Here is a 20,677-nt window from a genome sequence, read left to right as displayed (position 1 = left end):
CACCGGGGTTGTGCTGCGCTCTGTCATGACGCCTTTCGCACGGTTCTGAGGAAGGGGATGCCGCTCTGATCGTGGCTTATCTCCACCGGTACGTGGTAAAGGCGCTCGATGAGGGCCGCGTCGAGCACCCGGGCGGGGGGGCCGAAGGCCTGTAGATCGCCCCCTGCCAGCACGATCAGCTGATCGGCAAACTGGGCTGCGAGGTTGAGATCGTGCAGCACCACCAGGGTGATCCACTGCTGCTCGCGGGTCTGCTGACACAGGTGCTCCATCAGTTGCATCTGGTGGTGCAGATCCAGGGCGCTGACCGGCTCGTCCAGCATCATGATGCGGGGATCGCGCAGCAGAACCTGGGCGAACAGTACCATCTGTCGCTGGCCGCCGCTTAAGGAGTAGAGGGGGCGATCAGCCAGATGGGCGATGCCGAGCGCCTGCAGGGCGCGACCCGCCGCCAAGATGTCCTCGTCCGCCAGACGCATGGAGAGGCTGTCGAGGCGACCGAGTACCACCACTTCGATGACGCTCAAGTCCAGCTCCAGCTGGATGTTCTGGGGCATGTAGCCAAACTGCTGGCGCCACTTGGCCTGCGTCATCTGGCGGGCACTCTGGCCTCCCAGGCGGATATCGCCGCCATCCGGGGTCAGTTCACCAAACAGGGTGCGCATCAAGGAGGTCTTGCCGGTCCCGTTCGGACCGATGATCACGTGGACCTGACCCGGATGCAGGGTGAGGTTGAGCTCTCGCAGCAGGGTCTGCTGGCCGAGGGAGAGGGTGAGTCGGGATATTTCAAGCACGTTTACGCCCCCTGCCGAGGATCAACCAGATGAAGAAGGGCACGCCAATCAGAGCGGTGACGATGCCGATAGGAAAGAGGGCCCCCGGAATAATGGACTTGGAGAGCACCGAGGCCGCCGAGAGCATGCAGGCGCCGCACAGGGCCGAGAGCGGGATAAGAAAGCGCTGATCTTCCCCCACCAGCATGCGAGCGATATGGGGCGCCACCAGGCCAACGAAGCCGATGACACCGACGAAACTGGTGGCTGTGGCGGTGAGCAGGGCGACCAGTACCAGAGTCTTCATGCGCAGTCTGTCCACGTTGACCCCGAGGCTGCGGGCGCGGGCCTCCCCGAGGCGCAGGCTGGTGAGGGCCCAGGCATCCCGGTAGATGAGCAGGGTGCAGATCAGGGTAACGGCGGTGGTGATGATCAGGGAGTCCCAGGTGGTGCGCATCAGGCTGCCAAACAGCCAGAACAGGATCTGCTGGTTGAGCTCGGGGGAGGAGAGAAACTGCAGCAGGGAGAGCAGGGACTGGAACAGGAACAGCAGGGCGATGCCCGCCAGGATCAGGGTCTGGCTGCTGACATGGCGCATCATGGCCAAGCCAAATAAAAGGCTCGCGGCAAACATGCAGAGGATGAAGGCGCCAGCCGGAATGGCAATCAGAGGAGGGAGCCCAAGACCGCCGGTATAGAGCGCCAGTGCGGCACCGAGCCCCGCTGCGGCAGCGAGCCCCAGGGTGTAGGGGCTGGCCAGCGGATTGTCCAGCAGGGTCTGCATCTGGACGCCGCCAAGGCCCAGCGCAGCACCGACCACCAGCGCCATCAGGGCGATGGGCAGGCGCATGTCATGGACTATGGTGCGGGTCATGGGATCGGCCTGGGCGGGGGCGAGCAGGGCATCGACCACTTCGCCCAGTGGCAGCAGAGAGGGGCCGGTGGCGATGTCGAGCACCAGGGTAATGCACAGTACCAGGGTGAGCAGCAGGAGCCAGTGCCCGCGACGGCGCTCCCGTTGCCGCTGGCGGGCGAGGGTCTGCTGCAGGGCAGCTAAATCATTCATGATGACAATCCTGAAACGGGCGCCATGAGAGGCGCCCACAAGGGTGAAAGAGGGATGAAAAGGGCTCTGCCTAGACAGGCAAAGCCCGAACGACCGGATTCAGTTTGCGTCACCCTGCTTGATGCCCAGCATAAAGGTGCCCTGGGGACGGATGGGCAGATAGCGCTGGTAGAAGCCCTGATAGGTGGCCAGGGGATCGAGATCCTGGAACAGATCCGGGTAGAGGGCCTTGGCCATGAACTCGATGAGCGCGGCATCCATGATGCTGCGGGTGGCGCCGTGATAGACCGCATAGAGGCGACCCTGCTGCACTGCGGGCAGCTCGCTCCAGCCCGGACGGGCGGCAAAACCCTGCAGACGCTGGCGCACGGTCTCAGCCGACACATCCTGGCCGACCTGCATCGCCTCTGTGCTGCTCACGCTCTCGTAGCCCGCCATCAGGATGACCTCGGGTTTGCTCGCCATCAGTTGCTCAGGATGGATGGGGCCCCAGCGCTCGACGAAGGGAGCCGCGACGTTGTTACCCCCGGCCAGCAGGGCCATCGCGCCCCACATGTCCTTGCCATAGGTGTAGCTGTATTCTGCAGGTCCCTTGTCGCCCAGCTCGATATAGACCCGAGGGGGCTGGCGCTTCGCGGCGGCGATGCGGGAGGTGATGATGTCAATCTTGGCCTTGTATTCGTCGGCCATCTGTTGGGCACGAGCTTCCTGACCTGTCACCTTGCCCAGCAGCAAGGTGCTCGCCATGTGGCGCTCCAGGGTCTGGGCGTTGTAGTCGATGACCACCACCGGGATCCCGGCCTGTTCGAAGCGTGGCAGATCCGGGCCAAGGGCCTCATATTGCCACTTCGCCAGGATCAGCAGATCGGGCTTGACCGCCAGGGTCTTCTCGATGGAGAAGCTCTGATCCTGCACATTGCCAAGGTCAGGCACCTTGGCCAGTTGCGGCAGGCTGGCCACATAGAGCGACCAGATGGCGGGGCGGGACTTGACGAACCAGCCACGGGACATGCCCACCAGCCGATCGGCGCCGCCTTCACCGGCCACGGCCAGATAATCCTCGGGATAGAAACCGAGCACGATACGGCTGGCCGGAAGTCTGAGGGAGACCTTGCGGCCCATCACATCTTCTACTTCAACCGGGGGATTTGCCTGCGCCATCCAGCTCATCAGGGCGAGCTGACCGAGCAGCAGCAACTTTGCTAGGGGGTGACGAAACATCTTGTGAAAACCTTGAACGTATTTTGGGGTGAGAAGTATTAGCATTTGCATTTAATGATGGCAATCGATTTTACCAAGGGTCATAAAGGGACGTATATAGCGTGTTGGTCGTTCGAGGCCCACCTTGGCAAGGTTCTTCGCCAACGCCCCTCTTCAGGGGGCGTACACGTTTGGGCTGTCGGCCCCCACAAGAGTAAGATGGTCCTTTTCGTGGCTGGTTAGCCCGGCATGCAGGCGCACAGGCGCCAAAAAGGCAGAGTAATGAGCACAAAGATCAATATGGCGGCGCTGGGGGGACTCGTCCTGCTCACCGCCATCTGGAGTTACAGCTGGATCGTGATGAAGCAGGTGATGCTCTACGCGGGGGCTTTCGAATTCACCGCCCTGCGCTGCCTGTGCGGATCTCTGGTTCTGCTGCTGGTGTTGGCCCTGCGCGGGCGCCGTTATCTCAAACCCACTCCGTTTCGCTATACCCTCGCCATCGCCCTGTTCCAGACCTGCGGCATGGTGGGGTTGGCCCAGTGGGCGCTTATCAGCGGCGGGGCGGGCAAGGTGGCCATTCTGAGTTACACCATGCCGTTCTGGGTGGTGATCTTCGCAGCGCTCTTTCTGGGGGAGCGGATGCGCAAGCTGCACTATCTGGCTGTCGGGGTGGCGGCCTGCGGCCTGCTGCTGGTGATCCAGCCCTGGTTGTTGCATCTTGAGTCCCTCAAGAGTGCGCTGTTGGCGATCCTCTCCGGCATCTGCTGGGGGATCAGCGCCATCATCGCCAAGCGGATGTATGCCCGTCATCCCGGGGTGGATCTGATGTCCCTCACCACCTGGCAGATGATCTACGCAACAGTAGTGATGGCGCTGGTGGCGGCGCTGGTGCCGGAGCGCCCCATCGACTGGCAGCCCTACGTGATGGGGGCGCTGGCTTATAGCGCCATCTTCGCCACCGCCATCGCCTGGAGTCTCTGGCTGTTTGTGCTGAAAAAGCTGCCGGCGGGTATTGCCAGCCTCAGCACCCTGGCGGTGCCGGTAACCGGCGTGCTGCTCTCCTGGTGGCTGCTAGGCGAAAATCCGGGGCCGGTGGAGGGGAGCGGTATCGCCCTTATCGTGCTGGCATTGTTGGTGATCAGTCGCAAGGGCAAACGCTCCATGGTGTCGGTCGCAGGAGAGACCCGCATCAAACACGGCTGAGCCGATTGCTGGCAACGAAATAAAAGGGCCCGCCATCATGGCGGGCCCTTCTGGTTTTAAGAACACTCTCTTATCTGCGCTGGGCAAGATGCATCATGGCTTCCAGCACGGCGCCGCCGATAGCGCGTGCCTTGTCCGATACCGTGGTGGCATCGGCGCGCTCGCCTCTGGGGTCGATATCGCCAATCTTGAAGCCGATCGGGACTTCGATGCCATCGCTGAGCAGACCTCGCACCATGCCAGAGAGCGGCGCGATAATGGGGGCGTCCCCCACGTGAGCGATCACATCCCCCTCCTGCACCAGATCGCCAAGCTTGATAAGGCTCTTCATCACCCCGGGGGCAGGGGCGCGCACAACCCGGCGTGCGGAGTGCCCCTCGATCACTCCGGGAATGCCGGTGTTGGGCTGGGCGGGGCCCTGATAGATGACCCGCCCCAGATGGTGGCCACGGTTGGTCTCGATCACCGCATCGCAGTCGCGCCCCGCCTCAAACCCCGGGCCGAGGGCCACCGTGATGGGGGCCATCTCCTTGTGGGTGCCGAGGTTCTGCTTGGCGAGGATGGCATCCACCAGATAGCGGGGCTTGAGCTCGGCGAGGGTGGCGCAGTCGGGGTCAACCAGCAGCGGAATGATGCCCCGAACCAGCTGCTCGAATGCCTGCTCAACGCTCTCGACCCGCTTGGCGCGCACACCCTCGACACTGGTTTCACCGTCGAACATCCCCTGGGCGAAGGCGACGGTGCGACGGATCACCGTGGGCTTGTCGAGATCCAGCATCACCACCTTGAAGCCGGCATTGTGCAGGCGCAACGCCACTCCCGTGGCGATATCGCCGGAGCCGCGCATCACCACCAGCTGATCCCGCTTGAGGCGAACATCGTCCTGCATCAGCCCACCCGATTTGCCGTTTTTCACCTGCAGCAGCTCGGCGAGGATGCTGATGGCGATCTCCTCGGGGGTTTCGGCACCTATGTTGTAGCCGATGGGGGCGTGCAGCCGCTGCAGTTGTTCCTGGCTCACTCCTTGCTGGCGCAGGGCCTGGGTGAAGGTCTGTACCTTGCGCTTGCTGGCGAGCAGCCCCAAATAGGCGAGGGGGCGGTTGATGAGCCGCTCCAGCGCCTCCTTGTCCTGATGGTTGGTGGCGATGATGACGAAGTTGGCGGGCTCGATGGCCAGCGCCTCGATCACCGCGCTGATGGTATCGGCTTGTTTGAGATGGGTGCCGACGGGGAAGTGATCGGGGTTGAGGCTCCCTTCAAAACAGTCGCCCACATGGATATCAAAACCCAGTGGCGCCGCGGCATGGGCTAGCGCCCGGTTGACGTGACCGGCACCAATGAGCACCAGCCGGGGGCGCAGGCCATAGACATCAATATAGACCGACATGGCGCCGCCACAATCCGACCCGACCGCATGCTCGCCGTTGCGGGCCATCCGGCCGTGGAAGATGCGGGGCTTGCGCTCGGCAATGGCGGCTATCGCTTCCTCGATCACCAGCCGCTCGATCATGCCGCCGCCGATGGTGCCGAGGATCTGGCCATCGGCCATCACCAGCATCTGGGCCTGATGGCGAGGGGTGGAGCCCCGGCTCTCGATGATCTGGGCCATGGCAAAGGGAATGTTCTCCTGTTCCAGTCGGGCTGCGTGTGCAAACAGATTCATAAGGTACCTCTTCTTATCCTTAAACCATCATGGGCGAGGCGGTTGTGCCTCATCCTGAGCGAAGTAACCGAGTGCGAGGCGAATGGGCTGTGGTTCGCGAACCGCCCCCTGCCAGATGGCATGGATCTCGGGGTGGCGGCTATGCAGCTTTATCAATTCAGCCAGCCACGACGCCTCATTTTGATAATCCCCATTGATAAACCAGATCCGGCGCGCTCTGGCCGGGGTGCCCTTGAACAGCCCCTCGGGGTGGGAGATCAGCTGGTGAAACAGGGCCCAGTCGAGGGGGTCACCGGCCTCTATCCCGCACAGGGCCTGAAGCTCTGCCCAGCGGTGGATCTGCTGAGGGTCGGCCTTGGCCCCCACCATGGCGCCGCCCGTCAGGGCGATCACCCAATCACTGCTTTTGGGAATGCAAGGTTCGTGCAAAGCGGGCACTTTCAATAACTTGTGATGGGCGCCATCTGCCTCGACCAGGATAAGATCGAAGCGCTGCTGCCCCTTGATGAGATCAATCTGCTGGGGCGTAGGACCCGCCACCTTGCCGCTGGCCTGATCGATATGGCTGAACAGGGCAACCAGGGTCGGTTCATCCGGTAGCGCCTGACAACGGGTAAGTTGACGAACGGGATCCGTCTCGATAATCAATTCCCGATAGTGTGACGGGGCAGGCAGAAACATCCGAGTGGTGGTGGTAATTAGCACCCTTTTACCCTGCTTATAAAAATATTCCGCCAGCCAGAACAGTGTGCTGGTTTTTCCACCGGCCCCGCAGAGGCTAATTAAGGTGGTATGGCTATCAATATTTTTGGTGAGCGGGTTTAATAGCGGATCTATATCTGGAAATGCGACAGCAACAGCGTGTGGGTGCGACATAATGACGACCAAAATAAATATCGAAGGGAGTGGGAAACAACGTTGCCAGGAACAAGTGCAGTGTGACTGTATAATAACGGCGGCGGGTTTATCTTCCCGAATGGGTACTTGGAAAATGATGCTACCTTATTGCCAGGGGACAATGCTTGATGCAAGTCTCAAAAATGCCCTGGCTTTTTGTCAGCGGGTTATTCTGGTGGTGGGCCATCGTGGCGAGGAGCTTCAAGCCCGCTACGGTTCACGGCCGGATATTGTTGTCGTCCACAATCCCGACTATCGGCAGGGGCTGGGCAGCTCCATCCGCTGCGCCCTGGCGGCCAGCGATGCTGACTATCTCTTTATCAGCCACGGGGATCTCCCCTGTATCCCGCGCGATGTCTATCAACAGCTCTGGCAGGCACGGGGCTGTGAGACACTCTTTCCCACCTGGCTGGGGGAGGCGGGCCATCCGGTGTTGCTGCCAAAATCCCTTGCCCGCGAGTTGGCAGCGGCCCCGGTGCAGTCGTCGGTACGGCGCTGGTTGCACGGGCATCCGCACCGTATGGTACCCGTCGACAGCCCCGCCATCCTGTTTGATGTGGATACCCCGGAGCGCTATCAGGCGCTGCTGGGTGGCATTCTTGAAAATGAGAGCGAGCCCACGAAATAACCCGGTTTAAAAAGATAACGGGGAGATAAATGGCGTATCAAAGTGATATTTCTCGCACTTGATCTGATAGGGCGAGTTCTTTTTGAACTGCTCATTAAGTAAATTCCAGAGTGATTGATAATTACTCGCAATACCCATAATGGTGGCATCGTAAATTCTCTCCATTAATTGGAGCTGTCTCACGCTTTTACCCTAAAAAATAGTTTTGCCGATGGAGTGGCCTGATAGTTGCTCCTCTCCTTGCCAAGGGGTAATGCCCGTGCGGGATACCCCATTTATTCATGCTGCCAATGGGCAGAACAGCTGCAAGGAGATAGCCATGGGCGATATTATGCGACCCGTTCCGTTCAAGAACCTGCTGACCCGTATTTTCGCGGAATATAAAGAGAGTCAGAGCATTTTCGGTATTCCCGCCGCGCAATTTTATCGCAAGCAGGACGAGCGCAAGATCAAGGTGTTCGGTGAAACCTGCGAGACCCCCATTGGCCCGGCAGCTGGCCCCCATACTCAGTTGGCCCAGAACATCGTCACCTCCTGGCTGACCGGCGGGCGCTTTATCGAGCTCAAGACGGTGCAGATCCTGGACCGTCTCGAACTGGAAAAGCCCTGTATCGATGCCGAGGATGAGTGCTTCAACACCGAGTGGTCCACCGAGTTCACTCTGCCCAAGGCATTTGACGAGTATCTTAAAGCCTGGTTTGCCCTCTACCTGCTGGAGGAGGTGTTTGACCCGCGTCTTGAAGGGGAGGCCAAGTCTTTCATTTTCAACATGAGCGTGGGTTACAACCTCGATGGCATCAAACAGCCACCGATGCAGCAGTTTATCCACAGCCTGATGGATGCAAGCCAAAGTCCGAAATTTGCCGAGTACCAGCAGGTGCTGCGCGAGCTGGTAGCCGACGAGCAGTTTATCGCCGAGCTGGGACTGGGTTCCCGCCGCGATCGCCTGCAACAGCTGGTGGATCGCATCCCGGCCAATCTGGTTCACGGCGTTACCCTCTCTACCATGCATGGCTGCCCACCGAATGAAATTGAGGCCATCTGCCGCTACATGCTGGAAGATAAGGGACTCAACACCTTCGTCAAACTGAACCCGACCCTGCTGGGCTACCCGCGGGTGCGCGAGATCCTCGATACCTGCGGCTTTGATTACATTGGTCTGAGCGAAGCGTCGTTCGATCACGACCTCAAGCTGGATCAGGCCAAGGCCATGCTGACCCGATTGATGGCGCTGGGGGCCGAGAAGGGGCTCACCTTCGGGGTCAAGCTGACCAACACCCTGGGCACCATCAATCGCAAAGGGGCGCTGCCGGGGGATGAGATGTACATGTCCGGCCGCGCGCTGTTCCCGCTCTCCATCAACGTGGCTGCCGTGCTGTCCCGCGCCTTCGATGGCCAGCTGCCCATCTCCTACTCCGGTGGCGCCAGCAAGTTCAACATCGCCGAGATCTTCGAGACCGGTATTCGTCCCATTACCATGGCCACCGACCTGCTCAAACCGGGTGGCTACATGCGCCAGATTGAGTGCCTCAAAGAGATAGATGCATCCGACAGCTGGGGCATGAGTCAGGTGGATGTGGCCAAGCTGGAGGCGCTTGCCGCCAAGGCCCTCACCATGGATTACACCCAGAAGGAGTGGAAGTCCGAGGATCGGATCGAAGTGGGTGGCGGTCTGCCGCTGACTGACTGCTACGTGGCACCCTGCGTCACCGCCTGCGCCGTGCATCAGGATATCCCCGAGTACATTCGCCTGATGGGCGAGGGGGAGTATGTGGCAGCCCTTGAGCTGATTTATCAGCGCAACGCCTTGCCCGCCATCACCGGCCATATCTGCGATCACCAGTGCCAGTACAACTGTACCCGTCTCGATTACGACAGCGCGCTCAATATCCGTGAGCTGAAAAAAGTGGCGCTGGAACGCGGCTGGGAAGGGTACAAGGCCCGCTGGCACAAACCGGCAGGCAGTGGTGACAAGCACCCGGTTGCAGTCATTGGTGCAGGTCCGGCTGGTCTCTCCGCCGGTTACTTCCTGGCCCGTGCCGGTCACCCGGTCACCGTGTTCGAGCGCGAAGCGGATGCCGGTGGCGTGGTCAAACACATCATCCCCGAGTTCCGCATCCCGGCCGAGCTTATCCAGCACGACATCGACTTTGTCGCCGCCCACGGGGTCAAGTTCGAGTTCGGCTGCGATCCGGCGCTCACCGTCGACAAGCTGCACGCCCAGGGTTTTACCTATGTCTTCGTCGGCATCGGCGCCGACAAGAATGGCGGCATGCGCCTCGAAGGGGGTCACGAGCGGATTTACAAATCCTTCCACTTCCTGCGCAGCTTCAATCAGGGCAAACCGCTGCCGCTGGGCCGCCATGTGGCGGTGATCGGCGCCGGTAACACCGCCATGGACTGCGCCCGCGCCGCCCTCAAGGTGCCGGGTGTCAGCGATGTGACCGTGATCTACCGTCGCAGCGAGAAAGAGATGCCCGCCTATCGCGAGGAGGTTCTGGAAGCGGTGGAGGATGGGGTGCGTTTTTGCTTCCTCACCAATCCGGAGCGCTTTGACAAAGATGGCAAGCTCACCGTGCGGATGATGGCGCTGGGGGATCCTGACGAGCAGGGCCGCCGCCGTCCTGTGCCCACCGAGCAGACCGAAGTGATGCAGATGGATGCGCTGATCACCGCCATCGGCGAGCAGCCTGACTGCGAGGTGCTCAAAGCGATGGGCATTCCTCTTGGCAGCGATGGCTGGCCCGAGGTGGATGGCCAGACTGGCGAAACCAGCCGTCGCAACGTCTTCCTCATCGGTGACGTGCAGAGCGGCCCATCCTCCATCGTCGGTGCCATCGGTGGTGCCCGCCGCGCCGCGGATCTGGTGCTCTCTCGCGAGCATATCGCCAGCCAGCAGAGTGACGTAGCCATCCAGCCGTCTGGCAAGGATGAGATCTACCGCCGCAAGGGGAGCATCGCCGTCACTCTGGTCGACAAGAACGAGCGTGATGCCTTCGTGGCGCAAGAGGCGCACCGCTGCCTCGAGTGCAACTACCTCTGCAGCAAGTGCGTGGATGTCTGCCCCAACCGGGCCAACGTCGCCATCGCGGTGCCGGGCTTCAAAGACCAGTTCCAGACCCTGCACCTGGATGCCTACTGCAACGAGTGCGGTAACTGCGCCCAGTTCTGCCCGTGGCAGGGCAAGCCCTATCAGGACAAGGTGACCATCTTCAGCCTGCCCGAGGACTTCGACAACAGCCGCAACCCCGGTTTCTATCTGGCTGACGGTGGCGAACTGCGGGTGCGTCAGGATGGCGAGACCTATCGCCTGACCATAGACGCCCAGAGCCGGATCAAGGATGCGCCAGCGGCCCTTGGCGACATGTGCTGCATCATCAGCCATGTCCACGCTCATCACCACTACCTGCTGGGGGCCGTCGAGGCCTGAACGAACAACGAATAAGCGAAGGAGCAAACCATGTTTATTCTGAAGAACGTCACCGCCGTCCAGCTTGAGCCGACCCGGGTGCTGGAAGGGGTGGATATCGCCATCGAAGGCACCCTTATCAAAGCGGTGGGGCCCAATCTGCGGGCCCTCTACCCGGAGGCCAACTATCGGGAGATGGGGGGCAAGCTGGTGATGCCGGGCATCGTCTGTGCCCACAACCACTTCTACTCCGGCCTGTCGCGGGGGATCATGGCCAATATCGCCCCTTGCCCGGATTTTATCTCCACCCTGAAAAACCTCTGGTGGCGGCTCGATCGGGCGCTCGATGAGGAGTCCCTCTACTACAGCGGCCTCATCTGCTCGCTGGAAGCGATCAAAAGCGGTTGCAGTGCGGTGATCGACCACCACGCCTCGCCCAACTTCATCAAGGGCTCGTTGAATGTATTGCGCAAAGGGTTTGTGGAGGTGGGCCTGCGCGGCATGACCTGCTTCGAAACCACGGATCGCAACGGCGGTCTCGCCGAGCTGCAGGCCGGGGTAGAGGAGAACATCCTGTTCGCCCAACAGATCGATGCGGCCAAGGCCAAGGGGAACGAACCCTATCTGGTGGAGGCTCATATCGGTGCCCACGCCCCCTTCACCGTCCCCGACGAGGGGCTGGCCATGCTGCGCGAAGCGGTGCAGGTCACCGGTCGCGGCCTGCATATCCATGTGGCGGAAGACCGCTACGACATGGCCCACGGCCACCACCACTATGGCAAGGAGCCCATCGCCCGGCTGGACGAGTTTGGCCTTATCGACAGCAAGTCGCTTGTCGCCCACGGTATCTACCTGAGCCCGGCCGATATTGAGCTGCTCAACAGCCGCGATGCCTTCCTGGTGCACAACGCCCGCTCCAACATGAACAACCATGTGGGCTACAACATGCACCTGCCGGAGTATCGCAATCTGGCGCTTGGCACCGATGGTATCGGCTCCGACATGCTCGAAGAACTCAAGTTCGCCTACTTCAAGCACAAGGATGCCGGTGGCGCCCTGTGGCCCGACAGCTTTGCCCGCTTCCTCTGGAACGGCAACACCCTGCTGGAGCGCAACTTCGGTGCCAAATTTGGCCGCCTGGAGCCGGGCTACAAGGCCGACCTCACCATTTGCGACTACGACGCACCGACCCCGCTGGCGCCGCGCAACCTCGGCGGCCATCTCGCCTTTGGTATGGGATCGAACAGCGTCAACAGCGTGATGGTGGAGGGGCGCATGGTCTATCAGGATCGCGAGTTCCCGTTCGATGTCGCGCCCATTTACGAGCAGGCCAGCAAGGTGGCGAGCCGCCTGTGGCAACGGATGGATCAGCTGGCCTAAGGCCACCTTCCACAGTTTTGGACCGGATTGCCCGCCCTGTGGATTTTCCCGGCGGCGGGCAGCAAGAGTAAGGACGACACATGATTGAGCAATTCTTCCGACCCGAGCAACTGGGTCAGGCTTTGGAACTCAAGGCCCGCTTTGGCAACGACGCCGTCTACATGGGGGGCGGCAGCAAGCTCAACGCAGCCCCGACCCGCACCGACAAGAAGGTCGCTATCTCGCTGGACAAGCTCGGACTTGGCCAGATTGAGCAGCAGCACGGTCAACTCCACATCGGCGCCACTGTCACCCTGCAAGCCCTCAAAGACGACCCCCGTACCCCGGCCGCCCTGTGCGAGGCGCTGGGGTTTGTCTACTCCCGCCATCTGCGCAATCAGGCCACCATTGGCGGCGAAATTGCCTGCCAGCAGCAGGATTCCCCCTTGCTGCCGGTGCTGCTGGTACTCGAAGCGGTGGTCGTGCTGGAGAACAACCAGCTGCAACCCATCGATGCCTATCTGGCCGGCCAGCGCAAGGAGCTGGTGCTGGGGGTGGTGCTGCCGGAGCCCGCGCTGCGTTGCACCACTCGCCGCATCAGCCGTAACGCCGACGGTCTGGCGGTGATGACCGCCGCGGTGGCCCTCGATGCCCTTGGTGAGATGCGGGTCGCCGTCGCTGGTGTTACGCCGCAGCCGATGCGCCTGCGGGATCTGGAGCGCCGCGATCTGCACGATGCCGCGCTGGAGGCGGCCGTGAGCGAGCTGGTTGCACCGCGTGAGGATCTTGGCGGCAGCGTGACCTACAAGCGCTATATCAGCGGGGTAGTGGTGGCGGATCTGCTGGTGGATTGCCAGCAGCAGGAGGTGCAAGCATGATGGAACTCAACTTTACCCTGAACGGTGCCCTGCGCACCGTCATCTGCAAGGCCGGTGACAATGCCCAGCGGGTGCTGTTCAACCAGTGCCGGATGCACTCGGTGCGCAACAGCGACGACGGCTTCGGCTTCGCCGGCTCCGACGCCATTCTCTTCAACGGCAAGGTGATCAACGCTTCCCTGTTGATCGCCGCCCAGCTGGATGGATCAGACGTGCGCACCGCCGAGTCGCTCGGTAGCTGGAACCAGCTCAGTCTGGTGCAGCAGGCCATGGTGGATGTGGGCGTGGTGCAGTCCGGTTACAACGATCCGGCCGCCGCGCTGATCGTCACCGACCTGCTTGATCGCCATCCCGAGCCCACCCGTGATCAAATCGACGATGCCCTCTCGGGCCTGTTTCACCGCGATGGCGGTTACCAGCAGTTCTATCAGGCCATCGAGCTTGCCTGCTCGCGGATGAAGAACCCGGATTATCTGTGCCAGATCGCCCCGGAGTTTCGCGATGATCTGCGCCATATCGGCAAGAGCTGCCCGAAAGTGGACGCCGCCAAGATGGTGCAGGCCAAGCCCTGCTACGTGGAAGACAGGGTCACCGAGGATGCGTTGATCATCAAGATGCTGCGCAGTCCCCATCCCCATGCGGTGATCACCAAACTCGACGTGAGCCGCGCGCAAGCGCTGCCGGGTGTGGTGCATGTCATTACCCATCTCAACTGCCCAGATGTGTTTTACACCCCGGGTGGCCAGAGTGCCCCCGAGCCGTCACCGCTTGATCGCCGTATGTTCAGCCGCAAGGTGCGCCACGTAGGTGACAGGGTCGCCGCCGTGGTGGCCGAGAGCGAAGCAGTCGCGCTGGCAGCGCTGAAACTCATCGAGGTCGAGTATCAGGTGCTGCCAGCGGTCATGAATATCGATGAGGCGATAGCCCCCAATGCGCCGCTGGTGCACGACGAGCCCATTGTCTACATGGCCGGTGCACCTGCGGATCTCGAGCAGCAGAACGCCTGCTCGGTGCGCCGCGGCGACGAGCACATGATCATCAACTTCCCCATCGGCTCCCGCCCCCACGAGAACCTGGCCGCCAGCGTCCATGGCCAGATCGGTGATGTGGCCAAAGGGTTTGCAGAGGCGGACGAGATTGTCGAGCGCACCTACGAATCGACCCAGGCCCAGCAGTGCCCGACCGAGCCGCACATCTGCTTCACCTACATGGATGGCGATCGTCTGGTCATTCACGCCTCCACCCAGGTGCCGTGGCACGTGCGTCGTCAGGTGGCGCGCATCGTCGGCATGAAGCAGCACCAGGTGCATGTGATCAAGGAGCGGGTAGGGGGCGGCTTTGGCTCCAAGCAGGATATCCTGCTGGAAGAGGTGTGTGCCTGGGCGACCAAGGTCACCGGCCGTCCGGTCACCTTCCGCTACACCCGTGAAGAGGAGTTCATCAGCAACACCTCCCGCCATGTGGCCAAAGTGAAGGTGAAAGTGGGGGCCAAGAAAGATGGCACCATCACCGCCATCGAAATGGATTTTCGTGCCAACACCGGTCCTTACGGCAACCACTCTCTGACGGTGCCGAGCAACGGCCCGGCGCTCTCCCTGCCGCTCTATCCGTGCGACAACGTGCGCTTTACCGTCAACACCTACTACAGCAACATCTGCCCGACCGGCGCCTATCAGGGCTACGGCGCGCCCAAGGGCAACTTCGCGCTGACCATGGCGATTGCGGAACTTGCCGAGAAACTGGGCATCGATCAGCTCGACATGGTGGAGCACAACCGGGTGCATGAAGGGGACATCCTCAAGGTGCTGGGTGCCATCGGCGAGGGCAAGATGCCGACTTCTGTGCCCCACGCGGCCAGCTGTGCCCTCGAACCCATCCTCAAGCATGGTCGCGAACTGATCGCGTGGGATAGCCCCAAACCCGCCGATGGAGATTGGCGCATCGGCCGTGGCGTCGCCATCATCATGCAAAAATCGGGGATCCCGGACATCGATCAGGCCAACTGCATGGTCAAGCTGGAATCGGACGGCACCTTTATCGTCCACTCCGGTGGTGCCGATATCGGCACCGGCCTCGATACCGTGGTGGCCAAGCTGACTGCTGAAGTGCTGCATTGCCCGCTCGGGGATGTGCATGTCATCTCCGGCGACACCGACCATGCCCTGTTCGACAAGGGGGCCTACGCCTCGTCAGGTACCTGCTTCTCCGGCAACGCGGCCAAAAAGGCGGCCGAGAACCTCAAGGAGAAGATCCTGTTCCACGGTGCCGCCATGCTGGGCGAGCCGGTAGCAGATGTTGAACTGGCGTTCCCGGGCGTGGTGCGCGGCAAGCTGGGGGAGGTGAGCCTCGCCAAGCTGGCCCACAAGGCCGAGACCGGTACCGGCTTCGGTATCCTCGTGGGCACCGCCAGCTACATCACCTCTGAGCTTGCCTTCCCGTACGGGGCCAACTTCGCCGAGGTGGCGGTCAACGTCAGAACCGGCGAGATCCGGCTCGACAAGTTCTACGCCCTGCTCGACTGCGGCACCCCCATCAACCCGGAACTGGCGCTCGGCCAGATCTACGGGGCGACCATGCGGGCCATCGGCCACTCATTGACCGAGGAGATCTGCTACGACGGCAAGGGCATTCCGCTCACCCGGGATCTGAAGAGCTATGGCGCGCCCAAGATTGGCGACATTCCGCGCGACTTCCGGGCCTTCCTGGTACCGAGTGACGACAAGGTCGGCCCTTACGGCGCCAAGTCCATCTCGGAGATCGGGGTCAACGGCGCGGCGCCTGCCATCGCCACCGCCATCCACGACGCCTGCGGTGTCTGGCTGCGCAAGTGGCACTTCACGCCGGAGCAGATCCTGCGCGAACTGGGCAAGCTGGAGCAAAAAGTGTCGGCATAACAAAAGAAAAGGTGAGGGGCGGGCGCCAGCTCGCCCCCAGCGCCTGACGGCGGAATGAGTACTCCGCCTACATTCTGTGTGATGGGACAAACACGATGTCTAAAACAACACGCAAGCACTCGGATCTCATTTACGAGCTGGAAGACAACCCCCCGTTTTATCAAACCCTGATGGGCGCAGTGACCCATCTGCTGGCCATTTTTGTTCCCATGGTAACCCCGGCGCTGATCGTCGGCAGCGCCCTGGGCCTCTCCACCGAGATCACCGCCTATCTGGTCTCCATGGCGATGATCGCCTCCGGTATCGGCACCTGGCTGCAGGTAAACCGTTATGGCCCCATCGGGTCTGGGCTGCTATCCATCCAGTCGGTCAACTTCTCCTTCGTCACCGTGATGATCGCGCTCGGCGGCGCCATGAAAAAAGATGGCATCCACGAGGAGCTGATCGTCTCGACCCTGCTCGGGGTCTCCTTTGTCGGTGCCTTTCTGGTGATTGGTTCCTCCTTTGTGCTGCCCTACCTCAAGCGGGTGATCACCCCGACCGTGAGTGGGGTAGTGGTACTGATGATTGGCCTGAGCCTTATCAAGGTGGGGATCATCGACTTTGGCGGCGGCTTCTCTGCCATGAGCAGCGGCACCTTTGGCAAATATGAGCACATCGGGCTGGGGCTTTTGGTGCTCTGCGTCATCGTTGCCTTCAACTGCAGCCGAAGCCCGCTGCTGCGGATGAGCGGCATTGCCATCGGCCTGATGGTGGGTTATGCGGTGGCCCTGATGCTCGGTATGGTGGATTTCTCCGCCCTTGAGAACCTGCCGCTTATTACGGTACCGATCCCGTTCAAGTACGGTTTCTCCTTCGATTTTCACGCCTTTATGCTGGCGGGCACCATCTATCTGTTGAGCGTGCTGGAGGCGGTGGGGGACATCACCGCCACCGCCATGGTCTCCCACCGGGATATTCAGGGCCCCGAGTTTCAAAAACGGCTCTCCGGCGGCGTACTGGCGGACGGTCTGGTATCGGTGATCGCCTCGGCTCTCGGCTCTTTGCCACTCACCACCTTTGCCCAGAACAACGGCGTCATCCAGATGACCGGAGTGGCGTCACGCCATGTGGGCAAGTTTATCGCCGTCATCCTGGTGCTGCTGGGGCTTTTCCCCGTAGTAGGGCGCTTCTTCACTACTATCCCGTCACCTGTGATGGGGGGCGCCATGGTCATCATGTTCTCCATGATTGCCATCGCCGGTGGTCGCATCATCATCAGCCACGGTTTCGATCGGCGGGAGACCCTGATTGTCGCCACCTCGCTGGGCCTTGGGCTCGGCGTTTCCTACGACCCGAACGTCTTCAAGGTGCTGCCGGCGGGTATCTACATGCTGGTGGAGAACCCCATCTGCGCCGGCGGCATCACCGCCATCATCATGAATCTGGTGCTGCCGCAAAGCCGCAAGCGCAAGGCGGCCGTCAGGGATGCCGAGGCGGTGGAGGTGATCCAGTTGAGCGACAAGCCGGATGTGATCTTTACCGCCCGCAGTGCGGGCCAGCCATCGGCCAGCAAGGGTGAGGGGTCACCAGAGCCTGTGCCCGGGCAGGCGGTGGCGCCACAAGTGGAACGGATCTGACGGTTAAACCGGCAAAAAACGTCAACAGAACAAGAAAAACAGGGAAACGGTTATGAAAAACGACAACTCTGTCAAAGCGGTACGCGGCAGCTTCTTCGATATCACCCGGGTGGTGGAGCAGCCCGAGGAGATTGAGTCCAACGCCCGTCTTATCGAGGATGGTCTGCTGATCATTCGCAACGGTTGCATCGACTGGTTCGGTGAGTGGGAGGAGGGGAAGGATCGCATTCCGGCCGAAGTGCGGGTGCGCGATTATCGCGGCAAGATGATAGTGCCCGGCTTTGTCGATACCCACATTCACTATCCCCAGAGCGAGATGGTAGGGGCCTATGGCGAGCAACTGCTGGAGTGGCTCAACCGCCACACCTTCCCGGCCGAGCGGCGCTACAACGATCTCGAATATGCCCGCGAGATGTCCACCTTCTTTATCAAGCAGCTGCTGCGAAACGGCACCACCACGGCGCTGGTGTTCGGCACCGTTCACCCCGAGTCGGTGGATGCCCTGTTCGAGGCGGCGAGCCGCATCAATATGCGGATGATCGCCGGCAAGGTGATGATGGATCGCAATGCCCCCGATTATCTGCTCGATACCGCCGAGAGCAGTTATGTGCAGAGCAAGCAGCTTATCGAGCGCTGGCACGGCAATGGTCGACTGCTCTATGCCATCACACCACGATTTGCACCCACCTCGACACCCGAGCAGCTGACGATGGCGCGGAGACTGCGTGAAGAGTTTCCCACCACCTATCTGCACACCCATCTGTGCGAGAACAAGGACGAGATCGCCTGGGTCAAATCTCTGTTCCCAGAGCATCAGGGCTATCTCGATGTCTATCACCAGCATGGCCTGACTGGCCACAACTGCGTCTTTGCCCACTGCGTCCATCTGGAAGAGCAGGAGTGGGATTGCCTGAAGGAGACCGGATCCACCATCGCGTTTTGTCCCACCTCGAATCTTTATCTCGGCAGCGGGCTCTTCAAGCTGCACAAGGCGTGGCGCAAGCAGGTGAAGGTGGGGATGGGCACCGACATTGGCGCGGGCACCACCTTCAACATGCTGCAGACCCTCAACGAGGCCTACAAGGTGATGCAACTACAGGGTGAGCGGCTCTCGGCCTATCAGGCCTTCTATCTGGCCACCCTGGGCGGCGCCCATTCGCTGGGGCTGGACGAGAAGATCGGCAGCTTTGCGGTGGGCAAGGAGGCGGACTTCGTGGTGCTCGACCCGGTCGCCACCCCGCTGCAGCAGCTGCGTTATGACAACTCCACCACCCTGCGGGACAAGCTCTTTGTGTTGCTGACCCTGGGGGATGACAGATCCATCTACCGCACCTATGTGGATGGCCAGCTGGTGCATGAACGGGGGTAGGGCTTGTAGTGAGCTGCCGCGGCGCAGCCCCAACGAATACGGCGGCTGGCGTGCTCCACAGGGGCGCCAGTCTTGCCGCACCACAGGGGATCTCCCCGCATAGAACGTGAAATGGCCCGGTTTTTTTGACCAGCAAGGCAAACGTTTGAGTCAAGGCTGCCAGCCCTGGTCTGTCTGTCGCATCCTCTGCCACCATCGCCTGTTTTTCATCAAACTGGCGCTCGGCAGACCCGCAGATCCTGTCGCCATTTCGTCATGGAACATTCAGGCGCGTGTGAAGGAGTTGGGTATGACCCAAGCAAACAGCAGGACAAACAGCGTGGAACAGCTGGCCAATGATGACGCCAGCCAGAGCGCAGCAAAGCAACAGCCGCTCACGGCTCTTGATCGCTACTTTATGATCAGCGAGCGGGGCAGCAATGTCAGACAGGAGGTGCTGGCGGGCCTCACCACCTTCCTTGCCATGGTCTACTCGGTGATCGTGGTGCCGAGCATGCTCGGCAAGGCGGGTTTTCCTCCCGGCGCCGTGTTTGTCGCCACCTGTCTGGTGGCGGGGTTCGGTTCGCTCTTGATGGGGCTCTGGGCCAAGTTGCCGATGGCCATCGGCTGCGCTATTTCCCTCACAGCGTTTACCGCCTTCAGTCTGGTGCTGGGGCAGCAGATCCCCATTCCGGTGGCGCTGGGGGCCGTCTTCCTGATGGGGGTGCTGTTTACCGCTATCTCGGTGACCGGGGTGCGTAGCTGGATCCTCGACAACCTGCCGATGGGGATTGCCCACGGCACCGGCATCGGGATTGGTCTCTTCCTGCTGCTTATCGCCGCCAACGGGGTGGGGCTGGTGATCAAGAACCCGCTCGAGGGGCTGCCGGTGGCGCTGGGGGCCTTTACCTCGATGCCGGTCATTATGTCCCTGATCGGCCTTGCGGTGATCTTCGGGCTGGAGAAGCTGAGAGTACCGGGGGGGATCCTGCTGGTGATCATCGCCATCTCCATCTTCGGCCTTATCTTCGATCCGGCGGTGAAGTATCAGGGATTGTTCGCCCTGCCGAGCCTCTCGGACGATCAGGGCAAGTCCCTCATCTTCAGTCTGGATATCATGGGGGCCCTCTCGCCGCTGGTGTTGCCCAGCGTGCTGGCGCTGGTGATGACGGCGGTATTCGATGCCACCGGTACCATCCGCGCCGTGGCGGGGCAGGCCAACCTGCTCGATAAGGATGGTCACATCATCAACAGCGGCAAGGCGCTCAGTGCCGACTCGGTCAGCAGCATCTTCTCCAGTCTGGTGGGGGCGGCCCCCGCTGCCGTCTATATCGAATCGGCGGCGGGCACGGCGGCGGGAGGCAAAACCGGCCTGACCGCGACCGTGGTCGGCGGCCTGTTCCTGCTGATGCTGTTCCTCTCGCCGCTCTCCTATCTTGTGCCCGCCTATGCCACTGCACCGGCCCTGATGTATGTGGGGCTCTTGATGCTGAGCAACGTCACCAAGCTCGATTTCGATGACTTTGTCGGGGCCATGTCCGGGCTAGTGTGTGCGGTCTTTATCGTGCTCACCTGCAATATTGTCACCGGCATCATGCTTGGCTTCAGCTCGCTGGTGATCGGCCGCATCTGCTCGAAGGAGTGGCACAAGCTCAACGTCGGCACCGTGGTCATCGCCCTGGCACTGGTGCTCTTTTATGCTGGGGGGTGGGCTATTTAGGGATAACCCGCCTGTTT

General features: G+C 61.3%; 14 protein-coding genes. 9 read left to right on the top strand and 5 right to left on the bottom strand.

The window, feature by feature from the left end; all coding sequences use genetic code 11:
• Positions 1–23: 23 nt before the first annotated feature.
• From AB5Y71_RS11935 to AB5Y71_RS11925, 3 genes are all read right to left on the bottom strand, one after another.
• The gene (locus AB5Y71_RS11935) at positions 24–794 is read right to left on the bottom strand and encodes an ABC transporter ATP-binding protein (RefSeq protein ID WP_139461505.1); all 771 of its coding nucleotides are present in this window, start codon (positions 792–794) and stop codon (positions 24–26) included.
• Positions 787–1,839, bottom strand: coding sequence for a FecCD family ABC transporter permease (locus AB5Y71_RS11930; RefSeq protein ID WP_368171661.1), 1,053 nt, complete (start codon positions 1,837–1,839; stop codon positions 787–789). Before AB5Y71_RS11930 ends, AB5Y71_RS11935 begins: the two co-directional genes overlap by 8 nt.
• A 99-nt stretch (positions 1,840–1,938) precedes the next feature.
• Positions 1,939–3,060 (bottom strand): ABC transporter substrate-binding protein, encoded by a 1,122-nt coding sequence (locus AB5Y71_RS11925; RefSeq protein ID WP_368171660.1) that lies wholly within the window; start codon positions 3,058–3,060, stop codon positions 1,939–1,941.
• A 261-nt stretch (positions 3,061–3,321) separates the two neighbouring features.
• Between AB5Y71_RS11925 and AB5Y71_RS11920 the strand changes: the two genes are divergently transcribed.
• Positions 3,322–4,245 carry a DMT family transporter gene (locus tag AB5Y71_RS11920; protein WP_368171659.1) on the top strand — a complete coding sequence of 308 codons (924 nt, stop codon included), beginning with the start codon at positions 3,322–3,324 and terminating at the stop codon, positions 4,243–4,245.
• 70 nt (positions 4,246–4,315) lie between these two features.
• Here AB5Y71_RS11920 and yqeB read toward each other — a convergent pair whose 3' ends face one another.
• Together yqeB and yqeC are read right to left on the bottom strand one after the other, a co-directional pair.
• Positions 4,316–5,908, bottom strand: a complete 1,593-nt coding sequence (gene yqeB / locus AB5Y71_RS11915) for a selenium-dependent molybdenum cofactor biosynthesis protein YqeB (RefSeq protein WP_368171658.1) — start codon at positions 5,906–5,908, stop codon at positions 4,316–4,318.
• Positions 5,909–5,935: 27 nt separating this feature from the next.
• The gene (gene yqeC, locus AB5Y71_RS11910; RefSeq protein ID WP_368171657.1) at positions 5,936–6,784 is read right to left on the bottom strand and encodes a selenium cofactor biosynthesis protein YqeC; all 849 of its coding nucleotides are present in this window, start codon (positions 6,782–6,784) and stop codon (positions 5,936–5,938) included.
• A 1-nt stretch (position 6,785) separates the two neighbouring features.
• Between yqeC and mocA the strand changes: the two genes are divergently transcribed.
• The 8 genes from mocA to AB5Y71_RS11870 all read left to right on the top strand — a co-directional run bounded on the left by mocA (position 6,786) and on the right by AB5Y71_RS11870 (position 20,660).
• Positions 6,786–7,433, top strand: coding sequence for a molybdenum cofactor cytidylyltransferase (gene mocA, locus AB5Y71_RS11905; protein ID WP_265176734.1), 648 nt, complete (start codon positions 6,786–6,788; stop codon positions 7,431–7,433).
• A 319-nt stretch (positions 7,434–7,752) separates the two neighbouring features.
• Complete coding sequence (gene ygfK / locus AB5Y71_RS11900) at positions 7,753–10,863, top strand: putative selenate reductase subunit YgfK (RefSeq protein ID WP_368171656.1); 3,111 nt, start codon at positions 7,753–7,755, stop codon at positions 10,861–10,863.
• A 30-nt stretch (positions 10,864–10,893) separates the two neighbouring features.
• Positions 10,894–12,222, top strand: a complete 1,329-nt coding sequence (ssnA, locus tag AB5Y71_RS11895; protein ID WP_368171655.1) for a putative aminohydrolase SsnA — start codon at positions 10,894–10,896, stop codon at positions 12,220–12,222.
• An 80-nt stretch (positions 12,223–12,302) separates the two neighbouring features.
• A complete protein-coding gene (ygfM, locus tag AB5Y71_RS11890) occupies positions 12,303–13,079 on the top strand; it encodes a molybdopterin-dependent oxidoreductase FAD-binding subunit (protein ID WP_368171654.1) in 777 nt (258 codons plus the stop codon).
• Positions 13,076–15,973, top strand: coding sequence for a molybdopterin-dependent oxidoreductase Mo/Fe-S-binding subunit (locus tag AB5Y71_RS11885; RefSeq protein ID WP_368171653.1), 2,898 nt, complete (start codon positions 13,076–13,078; stop codon positions 15,971–15,973). Before ygfM ends, AB5Y71_RS11885 begins: the two co-directional genes overlap by 4 nt.
• 95 nt (positions 15,974–16,068) lie before the next feature.
• Positions 16,069–17,592, top strand: a complete 1,524-nt coding sequence (locus AB5Y71_RS11880) for a nucleobase:cation symporter-2 family protein (RefSeq protein WP_368171652.1) — start codon at positions 16,069–16,071, stop codon at positions 17,590–17,592.
• Positions 17,593–17,644: 52 nt separating this feature from the next.
• Positions 17,645–18,961: a guanine deaminase gene (gene guaD, locus AB5Y71_RS11875; protein WP_368171651.1), complete on the top strand. Its 1,317-nt coding sequence runs from the start codon at positions 17,645–17,647 to the stop codon at positions 18,959–18,961.
• 397 nt (positions 18,962–19,358) lie between these two features.
• Positions 19,359–20,660: an NCS2 family permease gene (locus AB5Y71_RS11870; protein ID WP_180343373.1), complete on the top strand. Its 1,302-nt coding sequence runs from the start codon at positions 19,359–19,361 to the stop codon at positions 20,658–20,660.
• Positions 20,661–20,677: the final 17 nt, after the last annotated feature.

It is taken from the genome of Aeromonas sp. R9-2, from assembly GCF_040908025.1.
GTDB lineage: Bacteria > Pseudomonadota > Gammaproteobacteria > Enterobacterales > Aeromonadaceae > Aeromonas > Aeromonas veronii.
This window is presented reverse-complemented; position numbering and strand designations above follow the sequence as displayed.